The following is a 25,233-nucleotide window of genomic DNA, read 5'->3' on the forward strand; positions in this document are numbered from 1 at the left end:
GCTCACGGCACCACCGTCACCGGCCACCGCCCCGCCTTCACCAGCCGCACCGCCACCGACCCGACGATCCGGTGTCCCGCCTGCTCCGAGGCGCCCACCACCACCGCGTCGGCCTTGAGCTCGTCCGCCGCCTTGACCAGGCCGCTGTACGGGTCGCCGCGGAAGGTGTGGAACTCCCAGCGCACGTCGAATATCCCCTTCATGCGCTCGGTCGCGTCGCGGATCTCGGCGACGAGGTTCTCGGCGATCTCGTCGGTCGTCTCGGCCACCGGCGCCCCCATCGCCGCACCCGCCGCCATCACCGGCTGGACGTAGACGATGGCGAGCAGCGCGCGCTGTCGCCGGGCCAGGCCAGCGGCATAGGCCGCGGCGCGGAGGGAGGAGTCGGAGCCGTCCACTCCGACCACGATGACCTTGGGCCCGTCCGTGCCCCGCTCGAACTGGTGCGAGTACTGTTCCGTCACGGCTGTGAGGCTATCGGAAGCCGCAGGTCCGGCAGCCTGTCCGGGCCCCTTCGACGGGCGAGGCGGCCGGGGGCTTCCTACAGTCGGAACATGAGTGCCACCGTGGAGGTCATGCCACCGAAGGACGCCACGGGCCCGACACGGCCGCCCGGCAACGGGCGGACGAGCAGGGTGCCCGAAGCCTTCGCGACCTTCTTCGGCGTTCTCGGCCTGCTCTGCGCGCTGCTGGCCCTCATCCCGCCGCTGCGCGACCTGCTGCGCCCCGTCGTCCGCTTCCTCGACCTGCTCACCGTCCCGGTGAGCGCCAACCTCGCCTATGCCGTCTTCCTCTTCCTGCTGGCCGGCGCCACCGCCGCCCGTAAGAAGGTCGCGTGGTGGCTGGTTGTCGTCTACCTGGGGCTCCTCGTCATCGACGACGCCGCCGACGTGCTGCTCGGCCTGTACGCCGAGTCCATACCGTCTCTGGTCGTCTGCGGCCTGCTGCTCGTCCTTCTGATCGCCGCCCGCCGGGAGTTCTACGCCGCCTCGCGCCGGGCCGCCGTCCGGCGGGCGGTCGGGGTCCTGCTCGCCGGGCTCGGCCTGGGGATCCTCGTCGGCTGGGGCCTGGTCGCCCTCTTCCCCGGCACCCTGCCCGAGAGCCAGCACCTGCTGTGGGCCGCCAACCGCGTCTGCGGCGGCCTGGTCTCCGGCCGCTCCTTCGACGGCCGCCCGCCCCGCGCCCTGTTCTTCCTGCTCGGCCTCTTCGGCGCCCTCGCCCTCCTCAACGCGGCCGCCGCGCTGTTCCGTTCGCAGCGCATGGAATCCGCCCTGCACGGCGACGAGGAGTCCCGTATCCGCGCCCTGCTGAAGGCCTACGGCGACCAGGACTCCCTCGGCTACTTCGCCACCCGCCGTGACAAGGCCGTCGTCTTCTCACCCAGCGGCAAGGCCGCCGTCACCTACCGTGTCGAGGCCGGCGTCTGCCTCGCCAGCGGCGACCCCGTCGGCGACCGGGAGGCCTGGCCGCACGCCATCGCCGCCTGGCTGGACGTGGCCCGCCGACACGCCTGGGCGCCCGCCGCGATGGGCGCCTCCGAGGACGGCGCGAGGGCCTACGCCCGCTCCGGACTCGGCGCCCTCCAACTCGGCGACGAGGCCGTCCTGGACGTCGCCGGCTTCGACCTCGACGGCCGCGACATGCGGGTCACCCGCCAGGCCGTCCACCGCGTCCGCCGCACCGGCGCCACCTGCCGCATCCGCCGCCACGCCACCCTCACCGACGAGGAGATGGAGGAGATCGTCGACAGGGCCGACGCCTGGCGCGACACCGAGACCGAACGCGGCTTCTCCATGGCCCTCGACCGCCTCGGCGACCCGGACGACGGCGACTGTCTCCTCGTGGAGGCACTCGGCGAGAACGGCCGTCTCCTCGCCCTGCTCTCCTTCGTCCCCTGGGGCCGCGACGGCGTCTCCCTCGACCTGATGCGCCGTGACCGCAGCGCCCCCAACGGGGTCATGGAGTTCATGGTGGCCGAACTCTGCGCCGTCGCACCGAAGTTGGGCGTACACAGGATCTCCCTCAACTTCGCCGTCTTTCGCTCCGCCTTCGAGGAGGGCGCCCGCATCGGCGCCGGACCGGTGCTGCGGCTGTGGCGGCGGCTGCTGCTGTTCTTCTCCCGGTGGTGGCAACTGGAGGCCCTGTACCGCTCCAACGCCAAGTACCACCCCGAGTGGTATCCGCGCTTCATCTGCTACGGCGACACCGGTGCCCTCGCCCGCATCGGCCTGGCCTCCGGGATCGCCGAAGGTTTCGTTTCGGTACCGTCCCTGCGCAAACTCTGGGGAAAGGGGCACCCGAAGGGCGCGTCCAGGCCCGCCACCACGGAGGGCCTGCCGTCGCTGTCGGCGCTCGGCCTCGCCGGAGGGGACGAGGCCGGGCCCGACGACCCCCTCGCGGGCCTGCCCGAACAGTTCCGGGTCCGGCACCACAAGGTGGACCGGCTGCGCGCCGACGGCACGGAGCCGTACCCCGTGGGGATTCCCGCACGCACCCACGCCCTCGCCGACCTCCCCGAGAGCGGGGACGTCACCGTCGCGGGCCGGGTGATGCTCGTCCGCGACTTCGGCGGCATCGTCTTCGCCGTTCTGCGCGACTGGTCGGGCGACCACCAACTCGCCCTCACCCGCGAGGAATCCGGCCCCGCGCTCGACCGCTTCACCGCCGACATCGACATCGGCGACCACATCACCGCGACGGGCCGGGCGAGCACCAGCGACAAGGGCGAACCGACCGTCTTCGTGACCTCCTGGCAGCTCACCGGCAAGTGCCTGCGCCCCCTCCCCGACAAACGCCGGGGCCTCGCCGACCCCGAGGCCAAGGTCCGCATGCGCTACCTCGACCTGGTCTCCAGCCCCGACGCCCGCCGGGTCGTCCGCGCCCGCTCCACCGCCGTACAGGCCCTGCGCCAGGGCCTGTTGGAGCGTGGCTACCTCGAGGTCGAGACCCCGATGCTGCAGCAGATCCACGGCGGCGCCAACGCCCGCCCCTTCACCACCCACATCAACGCCTACGACCTCGACCTCTATCTGCGCATCGCCCCCGAGCTGTACCTCAAGCGGCTGTGCGTCGGCGGCCTGGAGAAGGTCTTCGAGATGGGCCGCACCTTCCGCAACGAGGGCGTCTCCTACAAGCACAACCCCGAGTTCACGATGCTGGAGGCCTACCAGGCCTTCGCCGACTACGACGTGATGCTGGACCTCACCCGCGAACTGATCCAGGGCGCCGCCACCGCAGCCTTCGGCACACCGATCGCCCACAAGGACGGCAAGGAGTACGACATCTCGGGCGCCTGGCCCGTCAAGACGGTCTACGGCGCGATCTCGGAGGCACTGGGGGAGAAGGTCGACGCCGACACGGAGCTGGAGACGCTGCAACGGCTGTGCGACCGCGCCGGCGTCCCGTACACCGCCGACGACGGCCGCGGTGACGTCGTACTCGAAATGTACGAGCGGCTGGTCGAGGAGAAGACCCAACTCCCCACCTTCTACAAGGACTTCCCGACCGATGTCTCCCCGCTCACCCGCCAGCACCGCACCGACCCGCGGCTCGCCGAACGCTGGGACCTGGTCGCCTTCGGCACCGAACTGGGCACCGCCTACTCGGAGTTGACCGATCCGGTCGAACAGCGCCGTCGTCTCACCGCCCAGTCCCTGTTGGCCGCCGGCGGCGACCCCGAGGCGATGGAGCTGGACGAGGACTTCCTCGACGCCCTCGAATACGCGATGCCGCCCACCGGAGGCCTCGGCATCGGCGTCGACCGGCTGGTCATGTTCCTCACGGGCCTGACGATCCGCGAGACCCTGCCCTTCCCCCTGGTGCGCCGCCGCTGACTCATCGCAGCAGCTCCAGATCCTCTCCCCAGGCGTCGAGCCCGGGTCCCCGTCGGCCGGAATCCGCCGCAGCACCGCCACCACCGCTCCTCGCCGAGCGACGGTCTTGTTGTACGGCCGCACTCGCCGGCGTCCAGGTGCCCGACCGCGTCCCGGCCGTCGCGGTGGCTCTTGAGGGAGCGGCAGGTCTGATTGACGCAGGCGTCGAGCCATCCGGCGGCCGCGGTACTCGCGGAACCGGGCCAGCTGACTGAGCGGTGAGGCGTCGCGGTCGCGCAGGACGACATGCAGGTCGTGGTCGGACCGGGCGGTCGGCATGCCGTCGTGCACCTGTGACCCGCTGAGCACCAGGCCGAGGACACCGGGGTCGTCAGCGGCGCGGGCGCGAAAGGCGGCCAGGGTGGCGTCCGGGGTGTCGCCGAGGACGGGAGGGGGAGGGAGCATGAGGGATCGCTCCAGTGATGGCGTGCGCGCACGCCATCCGGAACACCGGAACAACCGCCTGCCGAAAGCGAATTCCGTGCCGGTCAGCCGGGCTGTCCGACCCGCTCTCGGCTCTCTCGGCGCGTCGGATGTTCCGCCCGCTTGGGCCATGCGGGTACTTTCCTGCCGCCGCACCGGTGTCTGAGTGGGGCGTCCGCCTTCCGGCGGGCGACTGATGAGTCATGAAGAAGGATCAGTTGCTCACGCGGCGCCGGGCGTTGATCGCCGGCGCCGCTGCTCTGGGTGCGGCCGGCACCGCCGGTGTGTTCGCGCTCGGCGGGGGCGACGAGCCGGTGCGGCCCGCCGTACCCGCCACCGGCCCGCAGGCGCGCGCCGCGCTCAAGCCCTCCGCCTACCGCCTCCAGCCCCTGACCGGATACGGGCCGCCGCGTGCGGCACCCGGCCTGCCCCCCGTGCGGCACGAGCCGTTCCTGCGCGTGTCGGGCCGTGGTCGCACCATGGTGCTGACCTTCGACGACGGCCCCGACCCCCGCTACACACCCCACATCCTGGACACCCTGGCCGAGTACGACGTCCGCGCGACGTTCTTCGTGTGCGGGGAGCAGGCCGACTGGAACCGGGACCTGCTCGGCCGGATGGCCGACGAGGGGCACGTCGTCGGCAACCACACCTGGTCCCACCCCTTGCTGACCCGGCTGACCCGCTCCCAGATCCACTCCGAGATGGAGCGCACCAGCGATGTCATCGAGGACGCCTACGGGGAGCGGCCGTTGTGGTTCCGCGCCCCCTACGGCGCCTGGAACCGCGCCGCCTTCCAGCTCGGCGCCGAGCTGGGCATGGAACCCCTCGCGTGGACGGTCGACACCCTCGACTGGACCATCCCGGGCACCCGGACCATCGTCCACCGTGTCGAGGACGGTGCCGCCCCCGGCGTCGTGGTGCTCTCGCACGACGCCGGGGGCGACCGCACCCAGAGTGTCCGGGCGCTCAAGGACTATCTGCCGCACCTGCTGGACTCCGGCTATCACATGACCGTACCGAGACGGCGTTACGCATAACCGGATTCCGCCCGCCCGGTCGGGGACGCTCAGCGGACCTCGACCAGGCGAGCGAAGACGACGACATTCCCGTCGTAACCATGCTGCTTGGAAAAGCCGCCCCCGCAGGTGATGACCCGCAATTCCGGATCCCCCTTCGAGCCGTAGACGCGGTCCCCCGGGAAGTTGTTCTTCGCGAAGACCTCGATGCCGTAGATCTCGAACACGGCCGTCTTTCCGTCCTTACGGGCGACCTCGACGCGATGTCCCTTCTTGAGCGCCCCGAGTCCGTAGAACACGGCGGGGCCCATCTTGTTGTCGACATGGCCGACCACGACCGCGGTGCCCTTCTCGCCGGGCGAGACCGCCCCGGTGAACCAGCCCGCCAGATTCGGGTCCTCCGGCGGCGGTGCCCCGACCCAGCCGTCCGCGTCCAGACCGACCGGCATGACCGGCGCGTCGACCCGGATCGAAGGAATCCTGACCCGGTCCGGTACGGAGAACGGCAACGCCTGGGCCTTGGCGAAGGTGCCGGGCACACGACTGTCCGCCGCAGCTGCCGAGGCGGGCTGCGGCGGACCCACGTCGAACTCTCCCGAACCATTCCGAATGAGTGCGAGGCCGGTCAGCAGAACAAGCGCTATCACGCCCCAAGGAGCGCGCTTCTTCGGCTGCTCCTCTTCTTCGGCCAGCTCGAACGCAGACATTCGACTTCCCCTCTCGACGCGGCCGTCGCCCCGTCATTCGCGCATACGAGAACGCTAAGTCCCGCGCGCGAAACCGGCGACGGGGCAGACGCGAACGGGTGGCCCGTACGACAGTGGTGCGCCATCCGAGTCGCCGCCGAAAGTAATTTTCTGACAGTCCGTGACCTGCGGTGATATCCGATTGTGTGCTCCTTGCCCGGCGTGTTCTCTCACCGGGACGGACCATCGCCGAAATGCGGGCCCGCGCACGGCAACTGAGGGTCTTTCTGGGAGGCGCTTTCTCGCCGACATGCCGGGGACGGGACCCGGGGCGTCTTCCGCGGAGGATCACATGCGTACCACTCGTGCCCTGGCGGCCGCTGCCGCCGCGGTCGCCACCTTCGGGCTCGCCGCCCCGACGGCCGTCGCACGCGACGGCATGCCCAACACCCTGAGCAACCTCGTCGCCCTGCCCAGCGTCATCGCCCGCGGCGGGCAGCTCACCATCACCGTCGACGGCTGTGGGTCGGGCGTCGCCACCGCGACCTCCGACGCGTTCTCGCCCACGGTCCTGAGGCGCGTCGACTCCAGCAACACGTCGAGGGGCACCGCCACGGTCAACAACAACGCCTCGACGGGGTCGCACAGCATCACGGTCACCTGCAACGGCCAGACCCTGACCAACCCGGCCGCCTACACCGTCATCGGTGGCGTCCGCGGCGGTCTCGGCGGCGGCAGCACCACCGGGGCGACACCGACGGACATGGCCATCGGCGGCGGACTGGTGGCCGCGGCCGTCGTCGGCGGCGGACTGTTCTGGATGCGCCGCCGGTCGGAGAAGCGGATCTGAGCCCCTCGCCCTTTCCGAGCCTGCCCCCTTCCCGAGCTCACCCTCTTCTGAGCTCATCTCTGGGCTCCCCCCTTCCGAGCTCCTCCCCTTCGGAGTGCGGAACGCACAGGGGAAGCCCTTCGCCCCGGAACCCTCGAGAGGGTTCCGGGGCGAAGGCCTGTACGGGTCGGCGGTGCCGGTCAGGCGCCGCCCTCGCCGGTGCGGCGGCGCGAGAAGTGGTACGCCGCGGCGACCGAGCCCACGACGAGCGCCGCGCCGAGGCCGATCTCCCGGAGGTCGAACCCGGCGATGGAGCCGCCCTCACCGGCGTGCACCGGTCGGTTGGGGTTGACCGGGTTGACCGGCACCGGCGTCGGGCCCACCGGGCGGCCGCCGGCGATGGTCAGATCGGTCGACCCGCTCACGCCGTCACACGTGAACGTCACCTGATACGTCGCGCCGGCCCTGGCGTCCCAGTCGACCGTCGCCGTCGCCGTCGAGCGCCCCCGGGGGATCGTGACCGTGTCGAAGACGGCCGAGGTGACCGTCGCCGGCCCCTTGCAGCCGCCGTCTCTGTTGAGCTGCAGCGTGACCTGGCCGCCCGCCGCGACGGTCGAGGGCAGGACGCTGAAGCCGAACGGCGTGATGTTGCCGCCGCCGCTCGCGACGGCGGCCGGTGCGGAGAGGGTGAGGGCGCAGGCGCCCAGCAGTGCGGCCGAAGCGACGCGTATCGCGCGCATGTGAATCCTCCGGGTCCCCGAGGAGCAGCTGCGGACCTTTTCCGCTTGCGCCAGAAGTGCACCTCGATGACCGAAACGCTAGGAACAGGTGTGCGCCTGCGCGATCGCAGTCGGGCGAATGGGGCAACAGTGTGGGCCACCCAGGGGACACGCGCGGCGTGGCCGCTGTCTTCCGGGTGGCCCGTCGGATGAGGGGCTGTCAGGCCTTGATATGAGGAAAGAGGCTCAGGAAGGGCGCCGCCGAGGCGGTGATGCCGCGGCTGTAGGGCGCGTCGAAGTCCCAGATGAGGAAGAGCAGGAAGGCGATCAGTGCGGAGAACAGTCCGGCGAGGACCAGTTCGCGCAGGGTGCGCCGGATCTGCAGAGCGAAGATCATGCCGATCGTGATCACCGCTCCGGCCAGCAGTCCGAACCACACGACGCCCGGCATGGTCGCTCCCAGCGAGTCCGAGCGGGCGTTGCGCGCCTGGTCGGCGGCGGTGACCTGGTCGAGGAGCGGTTGGTAGGCCTGGGCCTCGAAGTCGTTCTTCGGCCGGTAGTCGGTGACGTCCGTACGGATGTGCTGGAACAGCTCGGTGCCGTGCGCGGTGACCTTGCCGTGGTCGGACATCGTCTTCCACTCCGTGGTGACGACTTGTCCGACATAGGCGTTGACATCGTCCCGAATGCGGTCGCGGACGTCGGGCGGATAGACCCTTACGCGCTGCGAGATCTCGTGCAGCGCGACCGCCTCCGCCTGGACGTGGTCCTGGGCGGCGCTGCGGCCCTCCCACACCCCGGCGATGGCCAGGCCGAGGACGATGGCGTACACCACGCCGATCCACATCGTCATGTACTCGATGACGTCCGGGGTTTCACTGGTGTCCTCGTCCTCGGGGGCGGCCTTGTGCCGTACGACGGTGACGATCACCACCACGGCGCAGGCGGCGAGCATCGCGAGGGTGAGAACAAGCCAATCCGACAAGAGGGGTCTCCAAGGGTCAGCGGGGTCGCAGCGCGGCGACGGCGATCGCTGCGGGCGCGGTGATGAGCAGGACGAAGACGAGCGGTGAGGGGCTGTCGTGGGTCGGGCGGCTCGGCGTCGGTGCCCGGTAGTGCGGATAGCTCACGGGCGCCACGGACGGATGCGGGGTGGGCTTGGCCGACGGCGTCGGGGTGGGGATCGGTGTCGGCGTCGGGGCGGGCGGGGGAGGGGGCGTGGGGCGTGGCGGCGCGGGCTTCGGTGCCGGTTTGGGCGTGAGGGTGGGTGTGGGCCTGGGTCGGGGTGGTGGAGTGGGCCGGGGCGTCGGGGTCGGACTCGGACTCGGACTCGGACAGGGCGACGATGGTGTCGGTGTCGGTGTCGGTGTCGGTGTCGGTGTCGGCGTGGGCTTCGGGCAGGCCGGTGGTGTCGGCCAGTTGAGGCTTCCGGCGACCGCCACCGCCCGCGTGCCGTCCGGGCCGGTCGAGGCGGACGCGCAGGCGTCGGCCGCGGCTACGCCGGCCGGCGCCCCCGCGAGCAGCCAGGTCAGCGTCACCAGCGTCAACACCCTTGTGACGAGGGCGGTTTGGGTCGGTTCGGATCCATGCACGACGAAGATCATGGGGCCTTGCGCGCCATGGCGCGCCGGAGTGAGCGGTGATTGGCCCGAACGGGGGACCGTGGCCGCACGGCGGTTTGATCGGCGCCCCCCGGACGGTCGTAGCCACGCACGCGTGTGCGAGATGGCGTGACCGTGGCACAGGTTCCGAAAAGAAATTTGTGAGGCGGTTGAACACAACCGCAGGTCCCATGCGTACTCATGCTCGTGCGGCGGCGCAGCAGGGCGCTGCAACAGCCTTGCGATTATGGGGAGTTGTTGACGATGAAGACCTCCTGGCGGAGTGCCTCCTTCGTGGTGGGCGCCGCGGCCATCCTGGCCTTTACGACCGCGTGCGGCCAGGGCGGCGGCAACACGTCGGTGGGCAGCCAGAACGTGGGCGCCACGGCCCCGGCCGGCGGATACGGCAGTGTCGGCGTCGGTGCGAGCGCCAGCGCCAGTCCCAGCAACGGCTACGGCGCCGACGGACAGCAGGGAGCCTCGACCCAGACCACACCGGCCGGCAAGCTCGCCGTCAGCGAGAACGCCGAGCTCGGCAACGTGCTGACCGACGGCACCGGCCTCACGCTGTACCGCTTCGACGAGGACACCGCCGAGCCGCCGAAGTCGAACTGCAACGGCGACTGCGCCAAGACCTGGCCGCCGGTTCCCGCGGACGACGCCACGGCCGGCGCCGGTATCGACAAGGCCCTGCTCGGCGAGGTCACCCGCGCCGACGGCACCAAGCAGCTGACCATCGGCGGCTGGCCGGCGTACCGCTACGCCAAGGACACCAAGGCCGGGGACATCGCCGGTCAGGGTGTGGGCGGCAAGTGGTTCGCGCTCGCCCCCGACGGCAAGAAGGCCACCCTCGCCAGCCTGCCCGGCCTGTCCGTCCGCAAGGACCCCAAGCTCGGCAACATCGTCGTCGACAAGAACGGCAGGACGGTCTACCGCTTCCTGAAGGACGTGGCCTGGCCGAAGCCGATCTCCAACTGCACCGGTTCCTGCCTGGAGAAGTGGCCCGCGGTCGGGATCGTCTCGCCGGACGACACCAAGGGCATCGAGAAGAAGGGCCTGATGGGCTTCACCCGGCCCGACGGCGTCAAGCAGATGACCGTCGACTGCTGGCCGGCGTACACCTTCTCCGGTGACACCGAGCCGGGGGACACCAACGGCCAGGGCGTCGGGGGCACCTGGTACGTCATGTCTCCCGACGGGAAGCCGATCGGCGCGCCGAAGAAGTAGGCGTCACCTCCCCAGGGTTGATCGCACCGGACGCGCGCACGATCGCAGGTCCGCCCCCTCCGCACCGCACGGAGGGGGCGGACCGCTTTCGGCGTTCGGCCGTTTTGTCGCTTTTCCACCGGGTGCATACAGCACGTGCCGCAGGCAGTGACCGGGAACGGATGGTCAATTTCCGTTTCGGCTCGCCCCGTTGGCAGGCGATCAGTAGCCTCAGCTCGAACACCGGATCGCCTAAGCCGAGGAGAGCATAGATGGAGCGTCCCGCCTGGGCCCCACGGAGCATCGACATCTCGGTGCCGAGCGTCTCCCGGATCTACGACTTCTACCTGGGCGGTTCGCACAACTTCGAGGTCGACCGGGAGGCGGCCCGCAAGGCGATGGAGTTCATGCCGGGCCTGCCGAAGATCATGCAGGCCAATCGTGCGTTCATGCGCCGCGCGGTGCGGTACGCGGTCGGTGAGGGCATCACCCAGTTCCTGGACGTCGGTTCGGGCATCCCGACCTTCGGCAACGTCCACGAGGTGGCCCAGGCCGCCAGCCCCGGCGCGCGGGTCGTCTATGTCGACCACGACCCGGTCGCCGTCGCGCACAGCCAGGCGGTCCTGGACGGAAACGAGGACGCGGGCGTCGTCGCCGCCGACCTCCGCAAGCCCCAGGAGATCCTCGACAGCGACGAAGTACGGCGCCTGATCGACCTGAACCGGCCAGTGGCGCTGCTTCTCGTTGCCATACTGCACTTCGTGGAAGACGCGGACGACCCGTACGAGGCGGTGGCCCACCTGCGCGACGAACTCGCGCCCGGCAGCCTGCTGATCCTCACCCATGCCTCGTACGAGGGAATCCCGCTTCCACCGGAGCAGGCCGCGGGCACGGTGGACGTGTACAAGGACATTCGCAACCCGCTGATCATGCGCTCTCGTGACGAGATCGCGCGGTTCTTCGAGGGGTACGACATGGTGGAACCGGGAGTGGTGCCGATGCCTCACTGGCGGCCGGACACGGCACCGGAGGACGAGGATCCTTTCGCCTTCTCCGGATTCGCCGGCGTGGGGCGTACCGCGTGACCGCCGAGCCGGACGGGCCGGAGGACAGACTGCGCCGGTTCGCGACGATCTGGAGCCGGGCGGTCTTCCCGGTGACCTCGACGTCGCTGACCCGGCCGGAGTTCGAGGAGGAACTCCTGCCGCTGGCCCGGCGCTTGAGCCAGGCGCTGCACACCCGGACGCCTGCGGCGGACGCGGGCCGGGCGGTGGGCGCCGCCCTGGTCTCCGCGCACTGCACCGACCCCGAAGCGCTCAGCCGCACGCTGGACTGCGTGGACGCCTACCTCGTCCTGTACTGCGGTGAGGGCGGCGACCAGGAGGAGCTGCGGGCGCGCTCCTCGCGGCTGCAGCACGCCATGGCGGCCGGCTTCGCCCAGGCGCTGCGCGAGCGCACGCTGGCCGAGCAGGAGGCCATCTCCGCCGCCGCGTTGAAGGCGCAGGGTGTGGTCGCCCAGGCGCTGCACGCGACCGAGGCCCGCTTCCGCGCGGTCTTCGAGGGCGCGGCCATAGGGATCGGCATGGCCGACCTCGATGGCAACGTCCTGCAGGTCAACGGCGCACTGCTGCGCATGTTCGGCCTGACGGACCAGATGCTCCGCGCCCGCAACGTCCGGGAGTGGACCCACCCGGACGACGCCCCCCAGACCTGGACGCTCTACGACGAGCTGGTCCGCGGCGAGCGCGAGCACTACCACGTCGAAAAGGCCTTCTACCGCCCCGACGGAACGGTCCTGTGGACCAACCTGACGGTCTCCCTGCTGCGCGACGCGGACGGCAACCCGCAGTACCAGCTCGCCCTCATGGAGGACACCACCGAGCGCCGGCTGCTCAACCTCCGGCTGCGCTACGAGGCCACGCACGACGCCCTCACCGGCCTGCCCAACCGCACCTTCTTCTTCGAGCGCCTGGAGAAGGCCCTCGGCGCGGGCGAGGGCCAGCGGTTCGGACTGTGCTACCTCGACCTCGACGGCTTCAAGACCATCAACGACAGCCTCGGCCACGCGGCCGGCGACCGGCTGCTCGTCGAGGTCGCCGACCGGCTGCAGGGCTGTGCGACCGCCCCCGGCGAGATGGTCGCCCGGCTCGGCGGCGACGAGTTCGTGGCGCTGACCACCGGCGCCGACACCGAGAGCGAGGTCGACGAGCTCGCCGCCCGGATCATGGGCGCGCTGATCGCGCCGATCAGCATCGACGGCCGTGAGCTCACCGTCCGCGGCTCCATCGGCGTCGTCGAGGGCCCGGCGGGCGAGCGCAGCCCGGCGGAGGTGCTGCGCAGCGCCGACATCACCATGTACCGGGCCAAGTCGGCCGGCGGCAACCGCTTCGAGCTAGCCGACGAGGAGGCCGACGCCCGCGCCATCACCCGGCACGGCCTGACCACGGCCCTGCCGGCCGCGCTGGAGCGGAACGAGTTCTTCATCGAGTACCAGCCGCTGGTCCACCTCGGCGACGGCAGTGTCCGCGGCGCCGAGGCCCTGGTCCGCTGGCTGCACCCGCAGCACGGCGTCCTCGGTCCGGACCGCTTCATCCCGCTCGCCGAACACACCGGCCTGATCGTGCCGCTCGGCCGTTGGGTCCTGGAGCAGTCGGTCCGCCAGGCCCGCGAGTGGCGAGAACGGTACGACGACGCGGGCCCCCTCCGCATCAACGTCAACCTCTCGCCCTGCCAGCTCACTCACCCCGGCCTGGTCCAGGACACGGTCGACATCCTGGAGCGCGCGGGAGTCGAGCCGGACGCACTGTGCCTGGAGGTCACCGAATCGGCCCTCATCGGTGCCGACGACGACCTCCTGAAGCCCCTGCGCCGCCTGGCCGAGATGGGCGTCGACATCGCCCTCGACGACTTCGGCACCGGCTACTCGAACCTGGCGAACCTCCGCCGCCTCCCGGTCAGCATCCTCAAACTGGACCGCTCCTTCACCCAGAGCATGCAACAGTTCCCGGCCGACCCGGTGGACCTCAAGATCGTCGAGGGAATCGTCTCCCTGGCCCACAGCCTGAACCTCGCGGTAACGGTGGAGGGCGTGGAAACGGGCGCCCAGGCCGAACAGCTGCGGATACTGGGCTGCGACACGGCTCAGGGCTGGTACTACGCGAGGCCGGGCCCACCGGATCGGCTGCACGAGCTGGCGCTGGTGGACGCGACGGGCTGACCCTCGTCGGGCGAGCCTCAGGGGAGCGGGATCGAGCGCAGCGAGCGGTGCGTGTAGGCCCGGACGATCACATGGCCCGAGTCGCCACCCGGTACCGCGAGCCGGGGGTACTCGCCGTCCCTCGTCTGCGGATACGGTGCGGACATGCGCGGCGCGGCGCTTCCCGTGGCCTTCGGGCCCGCGTGCAGGTCGATCGTGATCACGCGCCCCCTGACGGCCGTGTCGTTGACCGGGGTGAAGGTCACGAACCGGCCGTCGGCCAGGGCGGCTTCCTCGGTCGTCGTGTAGTAGCCCCACAGCTTGCGCCCGTGGACGAGGTCGTACGCGTTCCAGTAGCCGGCGCCCGGATCCTCCGCGCTGTCCTCGAACAGCACCAGCACGCCGTCGGACGAGATCAGCCCACGCTCCGGCTTGTCCCCCGAGTCCTCGGGCGTCGGCAGCGGCTTGAGCGTGCCCGGGTCAAGGCGTCGCAACGGCGGGAAGACGTCCCCGGCGGAGATCGGGCTGCCGGTGCACACCAGGTAGCGCCTGCCCGAGATGAGCGCCGGGCACTCGGTGCCCTCGGGAGTGGTCGCCAGTGCCTCCCCGGTGTCGGCGTCGCGGGCGGTGACCCGGGTGCCGTCGGTGGTGTAGACACGGCCGTCGAAGGCGGCGAGGCCTCCTGAGGTGTCCGCGTCGAGCGTGCGGTGCCACAGGAGCTTGCCGTCGGAGGCGCGGAAGGCGCCGAGCGCGACGTTCCGGGAGGCATTGGCCTGCGTTTCGAGGACGTAGACGGTGCCGTCGGCGGATTTCAGAGCGTCGGCGGTACTGCCGTCGGCCAGCCGGCGTGTCCAAGCCGCCGCGCCCGTACGAAGGCTGGCGGCGCTTATCACGTCCCCGACACCTGTCACGGCCCGCTCGTCCGCCGCGTCGACGACGAGTCCCGCGCTCTTGCCCTTGCCGCCGCTTCCGGGGACCGCCCAGTTGACCTCTCCGGTGGCCCGGGACCGGCCGACAAGAGCGCCCGCGGTGCCGGCGCACACGACCTGATGAGTCGTCACATCGCAGGTGCCGCGCGCTTCTTGTGCCGACAGCGGCACGGTCCACGGTCGCCAGGGGCCCGACACGGGGGAGGCGCTGAGCGGTGCGGTCGGTGCGGCCGGCGACGAGACCGTCGTATGCCCCGAGGCGGAGGGTGTGTCCCCCGCACCCGAACATCCGGCCAGCAACAGCGCCATCAGCCCCGCGCCCGCCACACGAATTCGCATGTCCACCCCCGCACCGGAGAGCCCCATGCTACGGCGGCTCAGCGCTCCAGCAGCATCCGCTGCAACTCCCGTGCCGCGCGCGGCGGGGCCACATCGCTGCGGTGGGCCAGCGCGATGGTGCGGTGCAGTCCAGGACGGGTCAGCGGTGTCACTCGCAGCCCCCGTCCCGAGCGAGCCGCCACCATCCGTGGTACGACCGCTACGCCCAGCCCCGCCCGCACGAAGCCGAGCACCGCGTCCATCTCCCCGCCCTCCACCGCGAAGTCGGGCTCGAAGCCCTCGGCGCGGCAGGCGGCGACGGTCAGTTCACGCAGGTCGTAGCCGTGCCGGAACATCACCAGGCGTTCGCCCTCCAGGTCGGAGACGCGAACCGTGCGCCGGCCCGGGCCACCCGGCGCGAGCGCCTCCGGTGAGGACACCACGACCAGGTCCTCACGCAGCAGCTCCACCGTCGTCAGCGCCGGCGCCGGCGTGGGCAGCGGCAGGACGACGAGCGCCAGATCGAGCGCACCTCGTGCCAGCTCCCGTACGAGATCGTGCGACCCGCCCTCCTCGATCAGTAGCCGGATGCCGGGATAGCGGTCGTGGAAGGCGCGTAGTACGTCCGGCAGCAGGCCGGTGCACAGACTCGGCGTCGCCCCCAACCGCACCCGCCCACTGCGCAGTTGCACCAGCTCCTGCACCTCGTGCCGCGCCGTGTCCGCGTCGGCCAGGATGCGGCGTGCCAGGGGCAGCAGGGCCTCGCCCGCGTCGGTGAGCGTGATGTTGCCGCGCGCCCGCAGGAACAGATCGGCCCCCAGCTCCCGCTCCAGCGCCTTGATCTGCTGGGACAGGGACGGCTGGGCGACATGGACCAGATCGGCGGCCCGGGTGAAGTGCCGGGTCTCGGCGACCGCCACGAAGTACTGGAGCTGCTGGAACTGCATCCTTCCACGATAGTCGTAGTCTATCGAATCAAGCCGGACCATGTCTTGGACCGATGGGGCCGTTCGGCCCTAGCGTCCTGACCCATGGCTCTGGCAACGCGGACGGACCGACGGCCGTCCATGGCGCGCACCGTGTGGGACAGCACCGTCGGCAAGAAGACGGTGATGGCCGTCAGCGGCGTGATCATGCTGCTGTACCTGGTCGTCCACATGATCGGCAACCTGAAGATCTTCTTCGGCGCGGGCGAGTTCAACCACTACGCCCACTGGCTGCGCACCATCGGCGAACCGTTCATGCACTACGAGTGGACGCTCTGGCTCATCCGCGTCGTGCTGGTGGTCGCGGTCGTCGCCCACGCCACGTCCGCGTACCAGCTCAGCCGCCGCGACATCAGGGCACGGCCCAGCAAGTACGTGCACAGGAAGCCGCGGGCGAGCTACGCGACCCGCACCATGCGCTGGGGAGGGATCATCCTCGGCCTGTTCATCGTGTGGCACCTCCTCGACCTGACGACGGGCACCGTGCACTCGGGCGGCTTCCAGGAGGGGCACCCGTACCAGAACGTCGTGGACACCTTCTCCACCTGGTACGGCAACGTCATCTACATCGTCGCGATGCTCGCCCTCGGCCTGCACGTCCGGCACGGCTTCTGGAGCGCCGCCCAGACCCTCGGCGTCGGCAGCCACACCCGCGACCGCGCCCTGAAGACCATCGGCAACGTCCTCGCACTGCTGCTCACGGCCGGCTTCATCGCCGTCCCCGTGGGCGTCATGACCGGAGTGGTGAGCTGACATGACCTACACCGAATACGTCACCGGCGAACCGGTCACCGACCCCAAGGCCCCCTCGGGCCCCGTCAACGAGCGCTGGGACAAGCGCCGTTTCGAGGCCAAGCTGGTCAACCCGGCCAACCGGCGCAAGCACACGGTCATCGTCGTCGGCACCGGCCTCGCCGGCGGCTCCGCCGGCGCCACCCTCGCCGAACAGGGCTACCACGTCGTCCAGTTCTGCTACCAGGACTCCCCGCGCCGCGCCCACTCCATCGCCGCACAGGGCGGCATCAACGCGGCCAAGAACTACCGCAACGACGGCGACTCCATCCACCGGCTGTTCTACGACACCGTCAAGGGCGGCGACTTCCGGGCACGGGAGTCCAACGTCCACCGGCTCGCGCAGATCTCGGTGGAGATCATCGACCAGTGCGTGGCGCAGGGCGTGCCGTTCGCACGGGAGTACGGCGGTCTGCTCGACACCCGTTCCTTCGGCGGCGTCCAGGTCTCGCGGACCTTCTACGCCCGCGGCCAGACGGGTCAGCAGCTGCTGCTGGGCGCCTACCAGGCCCTCAGCAGGCAGATCGCCGCGGGGAACATCGAGATGCACCCGCGTACGGAGATGCTCGATCTGATCGTCGTCGACGGGCGGGCGCGCGGGATCGTCGCCCGAGACCTGATCACCGGGAAGATCGACACCTACTTCGCGGACGCCGTCGTACTGGCGAGCGGTGGTTACGGAAACGTCTTCTACCTGTCGACGAACGCCATGAACTCCAACGCCACCGCCATCTGGCGGGCCCACCGGCGCGGCGCCTTCTTCGCCAACCCCTGCTTCACGCAGATCCATCCGACCTGCATCCCGCGCACCGGCGAGCACCAGTCGAAGCTGACGCTGATGAGTGAGTCGCTCCGCAACGACGGCCGGATCTGGGTGCCCAGGGCCAAGGGCGACGACCGTCCGCCGAACAGGATCCCCGAGGACGAGCGCGACTACTACCTGGAGCGCATCTACCCGTCCTTCGGCAACCTGGTCCCGCGCGACATCGCCTCCCGCGCCGCGAAGAACGTGTGCGACGAGGGCAGGGGAGTGGGGCCGGGCGGTCAGGGCGTCTACCTCGACTTCGCCGACGCCATCGAGCGGATGGGGCGGGGGGCCGTCGAGGCCAAGTACGGCAACCTCTTCGACATGTACCAGCGGATCACCGACGAGGATCCGTACGAGGTGCCGATGCGGATCTACCCGGCCGTGCACTACACGATGGGCGGGCTGTGGGTCGACTACGACCTGCAGACCACCGTCCCCGGCCTGTTCGCGATCGGCGAGGCCAACTTCTCCGACCACGGGGCGAACCGGCTGGGCGCCTCCGCGCTGATGCAGGGGCTGGCCGACGGCTACTTCGTGCTGCCGGCGACCATCAACGACTACCTCGCCCGCAACCCGCACCTGGGCGAGGTGACCGACCAACACCCGGTCGTGCAGGAGGTGCTGGCCGAGACGGAGGACCGGATCAACCTGCTCCTCTCCGTCGACGGCGACCGCACCCCGGACTCCTTCCACCGTGAAGTCGGCGAGTTGATGTGGGAGTTCTGCGGCATGGCACGGACGGATGCCGGTCTGCGCAAGGCACTTGAGCGCATCCCGCAGATCCGTGAGGAGTTCTGGCGGCGGATCAAGGTCCCCGGCACCGGTGAGGAGTTCAACCAGTCGCTGGAGAAGGCCAACCGCATCGTCGACTATCTGGAGCTCGCCGAGCTGATGTGCCTCGACGCGCTGCACCGGGCCGAGTCCTGCGGCGGGCACTTCCGCGAGGAGTCGCAGACGCCGGACGGCGAAGCCGCCCGCAGGGACGACGAGTTCGCCTACGCGGCGGCCTGGGAGTTCACCGCCACCGGTGAGGCTCCGACCCTGCACAAGGAAGACCTGGTCTTCGAGTACGTCCATCCCACTCAGCGGAGCTACGCATGAAGCTCACCCTGCGCGTCTGGCGGCAGAAGAACGCCGACGCCGACGGCGCCATGTCCACGTACGAGGTGGACGGCATCTCCTCCGACATGTCGTTCCTGGAGATGCTCGACACGCTCAACGAGGAGCTCATCCTGCGCGGTGAGGATCCGGTGGCCTTCGACCACGACTGCCGCGAGGGCATCTGCGGTGCGTGTTCCCTGGTAATCAACGGGGATGCGCACGGGCCGGAGCGGACGACGACCTGTCAGCTGCACATGCGGTCCTTCAAGGACGGCGACACGATCGACGTCGAGCCGTGGCGGGCGTCGGCGTTTCCGGTGATCAAGGATCTGGTCGTCGACCGGTCGGCGTTCGACCGGATCATCCAGGCCGGGGGGTACATCACCGCGCCCACCGGGGCCGCGCCGGAGGCGCATGCGGCGCCGGTGCCCAAGCCGGACGCCGATTTCGCCTTCGAGCACGCGGAGTGCATCGGGTGCGGGGCGTGTGTGGCGGCGTGTCCCAACGGGGCGGCGATGTTGTTCACGTCGGCCAAGGTCAATCACTTGAATGTGCTGCCTCAGGGGGCGCCTGAGCGGGAGACGCGGGTGCTGGACATGGTGGCGCAGATGGACGCAGAGGGGTTCGGTGGCTGCACGTTGACGGGGGAGTGTGCGACCGCCTGCCCGAAGGGGATTCCGCTGGTCTCCATTACGAGTATGAACAAGGAGTGGCTGCGGGCTACGCGGAAGGTCGCGAAGCGGTAGCACCGTGAACGTTCGCCGAAATCGTGCGGACGGGCGGGGTCGGGAGGGTGCTCCCCGGCCCCGTCTCGCATGTGCGGGGCGAGCCGTTCAATCAGCGCACATCCGCTCTCCTGGCACCGGACACGCGCACGCCAACCGGCATCGGAAGAAACAGGTGTACCGCCACCGTCCCCGAACCGGCGCGTGACCAGGAGAGAGCCATGACCGGCACCACCACCCTCGACCGCCCCGCTCAGCCCGCCGCCCCCACCCGCTACTCCGTCTCCCTCGCCCGCGACGAGGCCGACGTGCGTGCCGCGCAGCGGCTGCGGCACGAGGTGTTCGCCGGGGAGATGGGCGCCCTGCTGACCACCCCCCAGCCGGGCTACGACATCGACGCCTTCGACGCCTACTGCGACCACCTGCTGGTGCGCGAGGAGATGACCGGCCAGGTCGTCGGGACGTACCGGCTGCTGCCGCCGGAGCGGGCCGCCGTCGCCGGACGGCTGTACTCCGAGGGCGAGTTCGACCTGACCGCGCTCGACGCGATCCGCCCCGGCCTCGTGGAGGTCGGCCGCTCCTGCGTGCACCCCGACCACCGCGACGGCGCCGTCATCGGCCTCATCTGGGCCGGCATCGCCCGCTACATGGTGGACCGCGGGCACGAGTGGCTGGCCGGTTGCTGCTCGATCCCGCTGGCCGACGGCGGTGCGCTCGCCTCGGCCACCTGGGACCGGGTGCGGGCCAAGTACCTGGCTCCGGAGGAGTATCGCGTACGGCCGCTGCTGCCCTGGACTGCGAACGCCGCCGCCCCGGCCGCACCCGGCGAGCTTCCGGCCCTGCTCCGTGGCTACCTCCGCCTCGGTGCCTGGGTGTGCGCCGAGCCCGCCCACGACCCGGACTTCGGGGTCGCCGACCTGTACGTGCTGCTGTCGATGCGCCGGGTCAACGCGCGCTATCTGCGGCACTTCCTCTCCCTCGTCCCGGCCTGATGAGCGTCTGGATGCCGAGCGCGCCCTGCACCCCCAGGGCGTGCATCGAGCAGACGGGGTCCGCCACGGCCCTACCGCGTGCCGTGGCGCGGATCGCGGCGGTCGTGGTCCTGATGCTCGTCGGGATCGCGCTGTCGCCGTTCGGCGGGAGGATCCCCGCCGGGTGGGTGAGGCGGTGGTGCCGGTGGATCGTACGGGCCGCGGGGGTCCGGGTCCGTGTCACCGGCGCCGCCGCGCCGACAGGCGGGCTGCTGCTGGTCGCCAACCACATCTCCTGGCTGGACATCCCGCTGCTCGCCGCGGTCCGCCCGGCCCGGATGCTCGCCAAGTCCGACATCCGGGACTGGCCCGTCGCCGGACCGGTGGCCGCCCGCGGTGCCCTGTTCATCGACCGCAACCGGCTGCGGGCCCTTCCCGACACCGTGGCCCGTATCGCCGACGCCCTGCGCGCCGGGCAGGCCGTCGGGGTCTTCCCCGAGGGCAGCACCTGGTGCGGCCGTGCCCAGGGCACCTTCCGGCGCGCCGTCTTCCAGGCGGCGCTGGACGCCGAGGTCTCCGTCCAGCCCGTGCACTTGGGCTATCGGGTGGCCGGCGGCTCCGCCAGCACGGCGCCCGCCTTCATCGGCGAGGACTCGCTGCTGGCCTCGGTATGGCGCGTCGCGATGACGCGGGGGCTCGTGGCCGAGGTGGAGGTACGGGAGGCCATTCCGGCGGGCAGCCACCCCGACCGCCGCTCCCTGGCGCAGGCCGCACAGCCGGGGGACACGGCCCAACCCGACTGGACGCACGCCGCGTTGGTGGCCGGGAGCCGGTCCGCCGACCCGAGCCGCCGGGAAAATCCGAGCGCGGTCCGGGGGACCGGCGTTACCGTTGCGTTCATGGAGGTCACCAGGCGAACCCGGACCGCAGCCGCGCGAGCGACCAGCTCCCCGGCTGCCGACGCCTGACCTCAGCACGATTCCCCGGCGGCCGGAAACGGACCGCCGGGACTTCGTCGTACGTACGCCTGTGCCCTCGCGGTTCTTTCCGGTCGCCACGACCTGAAGGGCACCGCCATGGACACCGAGCGCACCGTACGGATCTTCCTCGACTTCTACCGTGAGCGCGGGCACCAACTCGTCACCGGCAGCACGCTGTTGCCCCCTCCCTCGGACCCGGTCCTGTTCACCACGTCCGGCATGCACCCCCTCACGCCCCACCTCCTGGGCCGCCCCCATCCCGAGGGCCGGCGCCTGGTCAACGTCCAGCGCTGTCTGCGCACCACCGACCTCGACGAGATCGGCGATCCGACCCACCTCACGGTCTTCGAGATGCTCGGCTCGTGGTCGCTGGGCGACTACAGCCATGTGCAGAGCCTCAAGTGGGGCTACGAGCTGCTCCGCGACGGCTTCGGCATCCCGCGGGAGCGGTTGTACGTCACCGTCTTCGGCGGCGACGACCAGGTCGGCCCGGACCTCGAATCCCTGCGCACCTGGCAGGAGTCGGGGCTGCCGGTGGAGCGGACCGTGGAGGACAACTGGTGGTCCAACGGGCCCGTCGGACCGTGCGGCCCCGACTCGGAGATCTTCGTCTGGACCGGTGGCGAGGACACACCGCCCCAGGGCACGCCCACCACCGACCCCCGCTGGGTGGAGATCTGGAACCATGTCCACATGCGTCACCTCCGCCACGAGGACGGCAGCCTCCACCCCCTCAGTCGGCCCAGTGTGGACACCGGCATGGGCCTGGAGCGGCTCGTGACCGTCCTGCAGGGCCGCCGGTCGGTCTACGACACGGACCTGTTCGAGCCGTGGCTGCGCACGCTGCCCTCGCTGTGGGGCCTGGACGACGAGCCGTCGCTGCGTCGGGTCTGCGACCACCTTCGCTCGAGCATCGTGGTCCTCGGCGACGGCGTACGCCCGTCCAACACCGGCCGCGGGTATGTGCTGCGCCGGCTGGTCCGCCGCCTCCTCACCACCCTCCGGCGCGATGATCCCTCCCGCACCCTGACCGACCTGCCTCCGGAGCTGCTCGGCCACACGCTCGACCACTTCCGTCAGACGCCTGACATCGACGGCATCCGCGACGAACTCCTCGGCGAGGAGCGGCGGTTCACGAAGCTCCTGGAACGCGGTCGGCGTGTCCTGTCCCGCCCGGAGTTCCAACGGCCGCTGCGCGACGAGGACTACGGCTACCTCCACGACACCCACGGCCTGCCGCGCGACCTCGTCGCCGGCCTCCTCGACAAGCCCACCCTTGTTCATGTTCGTGAATAAGAATCAAGAACCCGGCTATTGACGCGTTCATAGCAAGCACTTACGTTCCCGTCTGAGAACGTGAGAAAGCGCTTTCTCCTGCACGGCACCCCTGGTCCCGCACGAACCGGAGGCACCCCATGCACGTGAGATCCATCCTCGCGTCGGTCAGCCTGTTGGCCGGCGCGCTCGTCGCACTCTCGGGCACGCCGGCCCAGGCCGCGAGCAGCACGCAGTATGTGTCGCCCAGCGGCACCGACAGCGCGGCCGGCACACAGTCCGCCCCGACCACACTCGCCACGGCGATCAGCCGTATCGCCTCGGGCGGCACGATCTATCTGCGCGGCGGGACGTACAGCTACTCGTCGACGGTCACGATCCCGGCGGGCAGCAACGGCACGTCGAGCGCCCGTACCACGGTGACCGCCTACCCGGGCGAGACACCGGTGCTCAACTTCTCGGCGCAGAGCGAGAGTTCGTCGAACCGAGGCATCCAGCTCAACGCCGACTACTGGCACCTCTACGGCATCACCGTCCAGCACGCCGGCGACAACGGCATCTACGTCGGCGGCAGCAACAACGTCGTGGAGCGGGTGGTGACGGCGTACAACCGTGACACGGGGCTGCAGTTGGGCCGTATCTCCTCCAGCACGCCCAGCTCGCAGTGGCCGTCGAACAACCTGATCGTCAGTTCCGAGTCGCACGACAACGCGGACTCCGACGGGGAGGACGCGGACGGGTTCGCCTCGAAGCTGACGACGGGCACCGGGAACGTGTTCCGCTACGACGTCTCGCACAACAACATCGACGACGGCTGGGACCTCTACACCAAGACCGACACGGGCGCGATCGGGCCCGTGACCATCGAGTACTCGCTCTCCTACACCAATGGCACGCTCAGTGACGGCACCGTGAACTCCAACGGCGACCGCAACGGCTACAAGCTCGGCGGCGACGACATCGCGGTCAACCACGTCGTCCGGCACAGCATCGCCTACCGCAACGGCCACCACGGGTTCACGTACAACAGCAACCCCGGCACGATGGCGATCTCGAACAACGCGAGCATCGACAACGCGGAACGCAACTTCTCCTTCGACGCGGGCACGTCGGTCTTCCGTACCAACACCTCGTGCCGCTTCGCCGTCTCCGGCTCCAACGACAAGACGGTCGGCGACGCCGACAGCACCAACCAGTTCTGGACCGGTACGAACGGCTCCCGCTGCTCCTCGTACTCCGGCGCCCTGGGCTGGTCCTTCGCCTCGGACGGCAGCTTGGCGGTGACGTTCGGCGGCAAGGTCGTGACGCCGTAGCAACCGGCATGCGACGAGGGTCCCGACCGCTCAGGCCGGGACCCTTCTGACGCGGCTCCCGTACTCGGTCGGAGCTGAGTACATGCGCTCCACAGCACCCACGACATGGCGCCGGAACGCCGCCCAGCACACCGGCACCAACGCCGGCCTGACCGTCGCCGCCTCCTGCGACTGGTCGGACGATGTCGGCGGCCTGTACATGGTCGGCGTAGGGATGGTCATGATGGGGACCCTCGCCGCGACCACCGTTGTCTCCGCGGTGATCGCCTCGGCGAGGCGGGACGAACAACGAGCCGGGACCTGACGGCGCCGCCGTCGGCTACGTGCTCAAGATCCACTCTCGATGCGGTCGACCGTCTGCTCGCTCCACGCCCGGATGACCGCCGCCTGTGCGGGCGTGAGGTGGTCGAGGAAGTGGCGGCGGATGTTGCCCGCGTGACCGAGGACGGCGCCCTCGGCGGCCAGGCGGCCCTTGGCGGTCAGTCGGACCCCGGTGCGCCGGCCGCCGGCCCCGCTCTGAACCGGCTCCACGAGGCCGCGGTTCTCCATGCGTGTCAACTGGTGCGAGACCCGGCTCTTCTCCCACGCGAGCGACTCCGCCAGCTCACCGACGCGCAGCTCGCGACCGGACGCCTTCGTCAGCGTCACCAGCACGCTGAACTCGGCCTTCGAGATACCGCAGTCACGCTGCAGGTCACGCTCCAACTCCCGGGCGAGCAGGCGCTGCGCGCGCATCCAGGTGTCCCAGAACTCCCATTCGTCGGGTTCCAGGGTGGTGGTCTCGGCCATGGCGGGAAGCATACCGGGCGGGTGAGTTGACGCATCAACTCGCCCTTCGTAGAGTTGATGCGTCAACTCTCTCGAAAGGGCACCCATGACACTCCGCATCGGCATCATCCTCGGCAGCACGCGACCCGGACGTCGAGGCGAGCAGATCGCCTCCTGGGTGCTCGACACGGCGCGCACCTACGGCGGCGCCGACTACGAGCTGATCGACCTCGCCCAGCACCGCCTCGGCAACCTCGACGAGGGCGGCAATCCGAACCTCCGGCAGTACGAGCACGCGCACACCCGCGCCTGGGCCGAACTGATCGACGGCTTCGACGGCTATGTCTTCCTGGTCCCGGAGTACAACCACTCCTTCCCCGGAGCGCTCAAGAACGCGCTGGACTACGTCTACCGGGAGTGGAACGACAAGGCCGCCGGCGTCGTCAGCTACGGCGGTTGGGCGGCCGGCGTCCGGGCCGCCGAGGCGCTGCGGCTCGTGCTCGCCGAGCTTCAGGTGGCCACGGTCCGCGCCCAGCCCGCTGTCCCCCTGATCCCCACGTTCTCGACCGGCACCTTCGTCCCGCAGGACGGCTTCGAGGCCGCCGTCCACGGCATGCTCGACCAGGTGATCGCCTGGGCCGGCGCGCTGAGGGGAGTGCGTGACGCCAGGTCGCAAGCGGAAGCGGCGGCTTGACGGGCTGTTCGTGCGCGCGGCG

23 protein-coding genes are annotated in these 25,233 nt (G+C 70.5%); 15 read left to right on the forward strand and 8 right to left on the reverse strand.

The features are described from left to right. Positions 1–2: 2 nt before the first annotated feature. The gene (locus tag ACWC09_RS13160) at positions 3–464 is read right to left on the reverse strand and encodes a universal stress protein (RefSeq protein WP_450850605.1); all 462 of its coding nucleotides are present in this window, start codon (positions 462–464) and stop codon (positions 3–5) included. Positions 465–554: 90 nt separating this feature from the next. Between ACWC09_RS13160 and lysX the strand changes: the two genes are divergently transcribed. Continuing rightward, a complete protein-coding gene (gene lysX, locus ACWC09_RS13165) occupies positions 555–3,833 on the forward strand; it encodes a bifunctional lysylphosphatidylglycerol synthetase/lysine--tRNA ligase LysX (protein WP_450850606.1) in 3,279 nt (1,092 codons plus the stop codon). 665 nt (positions 3,834–4,498) lie between these two features. Next, positions 4,499–5,335: a polysaccharide deacetylase family protein gene (locus tag ACWC09_RS13170; protein ID WP_450850607.1), complete on the forward strand. Its 837-nt coding sequence runs from the start codon at positions 4,499–4,501 to the stop codon at positions 5,333–5,335. 29 nt (positions 5,336–5,364) lie between these two features. Here ACWC09_RS13170 and ACWC09_RS13175 read toward each other — a convergent pair whose 3' ends face one another. Beyond that, complete coding sequence (locus tag ACWC09_RS13175) at positions 5,365–6,021, reverse strand: class F sortase (protein ID WP_450850608.1); 657 nt, start codon at positions 6,019–6,021, stop codon at positions 5,365–5,367. Between the two features lie 331 nt (positions 6,022–6,352). Here ACWC09_RS13175 and ACWC09_RS13180 point away from each other — a divergent pair, with 331 nt between their 5' ends. Next, positions 6,353–6,850, forward strand: a complete 498-nt coding sequence (locus tag ACWC09_RS13180) for a hypothetical protein (RefSeq protein WP_450850609.1) — start codon at positions 6,353–6,355, stop codon at positions 6,848–6,850. A gap of 179 nt (positions 6,851–7,029) precedes the next feature. On the opposite strand, the gene ACWC09_RS13185 is transcribed toward ACWC09_RS13180, so the two are convergent. The 3 genes from ACWC09_RS13185 to ACWC09_RS13195 all read right to left on the reverse strand — a co-directional run bounded on the left by ACWC09_RS13185 (position 7,030) and on the right by ACWC09_RS13195 (position 8,687). Then, positions 7,030–7,569, reverse strand: coding sequence for a hypothetical protein (locus ACWC09_RS13185; protein ID WP_450850610.1), 540 nt, complete (start codon positions 7,567–7,569; stop codon positions 7,030–7,032). A 199-nt stretch (positions 7,570–7,768) separates the two neighbouring features. Further along, positions 7,769–8,533 (reverse strand): bestrophin-like domain, encoded by a 765-nt coding sequence (locus ACWC09_RS13190; protein WP_450850611.1) that lies wholly within the window; start codon positions 8,531–8,533, stop codon positions 7,769–7,771. A gap of 16 nt (positions 8,534–8,549) precedes the next feature. Beyond that, positions 8,550–8,687, reverse strand: a complete 138-nt coding sequence (locus ACWC09_RS13195; protein WP_450850612.1) for a hypothetical protein — start codon at positions 8,685–8,687, stop codon at positions 8,550–8,552. 726 nt (positions 8,688–9,413) lie between these two features. Here ACWC09_RS13195 and ACWC09_RS13200 point away from each other — a divergent pair. The 3 genes from ACWC09_RS13200 to ACWC09_RS13210 all read left to right on the forward strand — a co-directional run bounded on the left by ACWC09_RS13200 (position 9,414) and on the right by ACWC09_RS13210 (position 13,572). Further along, positions 9,414–10,376, forward strand: a complete 963-nt coding sequence (locus ACWC09_RS13200; protein ID WP_450850613.1) for an SCO0930 family lipoprotein — start codon at positions 9,414–9,416, stop codon at positions 10,374–10,376. Between the two features lie 251 nt (positions 10,377–10,627). Beyond that, positions 10,628–11,440: an SAM-dependent methyltransferase gene (locus ACWC09_RS13205; RefSeq protein WP_450850614.1), complete on the forward strand. Its 813-nt coding sequence runs from the start codon at positions 10,628–10,630 to the stop codon at positions 11,438–11,440. Beyond that, positions 11,437–13,572 carry a putative bifunctional diguanylate cyclase/phosphodiesterase gene (locus ACWC09_RS13210; protein WP_450850615.1) on the forward strand — a complete coding sequence of 712 codons (2,136 nt, stop codon included), beginning with the start codon at positions 11,437–11,439 and terminating at the stop codon, positions 13,570–13,572. The genes ACWC09_RS13205 and ACWC09_RS13210 overlap by 4 nt, the downstream gene beginning before the upstream one ends. Positions 13,573–13,589: 17 nt before the next feature. On the opposite strand, the gene ACWC09_RS13215 is transcribed toward ACWC09_RS13210, so the two are convergent. Together ACWC09_RS13215 and ACWC09_RS13220 are read right to left on the reverse strand one after the other, a co-directional pair. Continuing rightward, positions 13,590–14,819 (reverse strand): outer membrane protein assembly factor BamB family protein, encoded by a 1,230-nt coding sequence (locus ACWC09_RS13215; protein ID WP_450850616.1) that lies wholly within the window; start codon positions 14,817–14,819, stop codon positions 13,590–13,592. A 38-nt stretch (positions 14,820–14,857) separates the two neighbouring features. After that, positions 14,858–15,745, reverse strand: coding sequence for a LysR family transcriptional regulator (locus ACWC09_RS13220; protein WP_450850617.1), 888 nt, complete (start codon positions 15,743–15,745; stop codon positions 14,858–14,860). Positions 15,746–15,865: 120 nt separating this feature from the next. On the opposite strand from ACWC09_RS13220, the gene ACWC09_RS13225 reads away from it, so the two are divergent. The 8 genes from ACWC09_RS13225 to ACWC09_RS13260 all read left to right on the forward strand — a co-directional run bounded on the left by ACWC09_RS13225 (position 15,866) and on the right by ACWC09_RS13260 (position 24,053). Further along, positions 15,866–16,537, forward strand: a complete 672-nt coding sequence (locus ACWC09_RS13225; protein WP_450850647.1) for a succinate dehydrogenase — start codon at positions 15,866–15,868, stop codon at positions 16,535–16,537. Between the two features lies 1 nt (position 16,538). Then, on the forward strand, positions 16,539–18,485 hold the full coding sequence (locus ACWC09_RS13230) for a fumarate reductase/succinate dehydrogenase flavoprotein subunit (protein WP_450850618.1): 1,947 nt from the start codon (positions 16,539–16,541) through the stop codon (positions 18,483–18,485). After that, complete coding sequence (locus tag ACWC09_RS13235) at positions 18,482–19,231, forward strand: succinate dehydrogenase/fumarate reductase iron-sulfur subunit (protein ID WP_450850619.1); 750 nt, start codon at positions 18,482–18,484, stop codon at positions 19,229–19,231. Before ACWC09_RS13230 ends, ACWC09_RS13235 begins: the two co-directional genes overlap by 4 nt. 200 nt (positions 19,232–19,431) lie before the next feature. Further along, entirely contained in the window at positions 19,432–20,202 is a 771-nt protein-coding gene (locus tag ACWC09_RS13240) for a GNAT family N-acetyltransferase (protein WP_450850620.1), read from the forward strand. Beyond that, positions 20,202–21,149 carry a lysophospholipid acyltransferase family protein gene (locus ACWC09_RS13245; RefSeq protein ID WP_450850621.1) on the forward strand — a complete coding sequence of 316 codons (948 nt, stop codon included), beginning with the start codon at positions 20,202–20,204 and terminating at the stop codon, positions 21,147–21,149. The genes ACWC09_RS13240 and ACWC09_RS13245 overlap by 1 nt, the downstream gene beginning before the upstream one ends. Before the next feature lie 108 nt (positions 21,150–21,257). Continuing rightward, the gene (locus tag ACWC09_RS13250) at positions 21,258–22,457 is read left to right on the forward strand and encodes an alanine--tRNA ligase-related protein (RefSeq protein WP_450850622.1); all 1,200 of its coding nucleotides are present in this window, start codon (positions 21,258–21,260) and stop codon (positions 22,455–22,457) included. A gap of 119 nt (positions 22,458–22,576) precedes the next feature. Beyond that, the gene (locus ACWC09_RS13255) at positions 22,577–23,749 is read left to right on the forward strand and encodes a right-handed parallel beta-helix repeat-containing protein (protein WP_450850623.1); all 1,173 of its coding nucleotides are present in this window, start codon (positions 22,577–22,579) and stop codon (positions 23,747–23,749) included. Between the two features lie 82 nt (positions 23,750–23,831). Next, positions 23,832–24,053, forward strand: coding sequence for a hypothetical protein (locus tag ACWC09_RS13260; RefSeq protein WP_450850624.1), 222 nt, complete (start codon positions 23,832–23,834; stop codon positions 24,051–24,053). 23 nt (positions 24,054–24,076) lie between these two features. On the opposite strand, the gene ACWC09_RS13265 is transcribed toward ACWC09_RS13260, so the two are convergent. Next, positions 24,077–24,538 (reverse strand): MarR family winged helix-turn-helix transcriptional regulator, encoded by a 462-nt coding sequence (locus tag ACWC09_RS13265; protein WP_450850625.1) that lies wholly within the window; start codon positions 24,536–24,538, stop codon positions 24,077–24,079. Positions 24,539–24,623: 85 nt separating this feature from the next. On the opposite strand from ACWC09_RS13265, the gene ACWC09_RS13270 reads away from it, so the two are divergent. Next, positions 24,624–25,211, forward strand: a complete 588-nt coding sequence (locus tag ACWC09_RS13270) for an NADPH-dependent FMN reductase (protein WP_450850626.1) — start codon at positions 24,624–24,626, stop codon at positions 25,209–25,211. Positions 25,212–25,233: the final 22 nt, after the last annotated feature.

Source organism: Streptomyces sp. NPDC001617 (genome assembly GCF_053596855.1).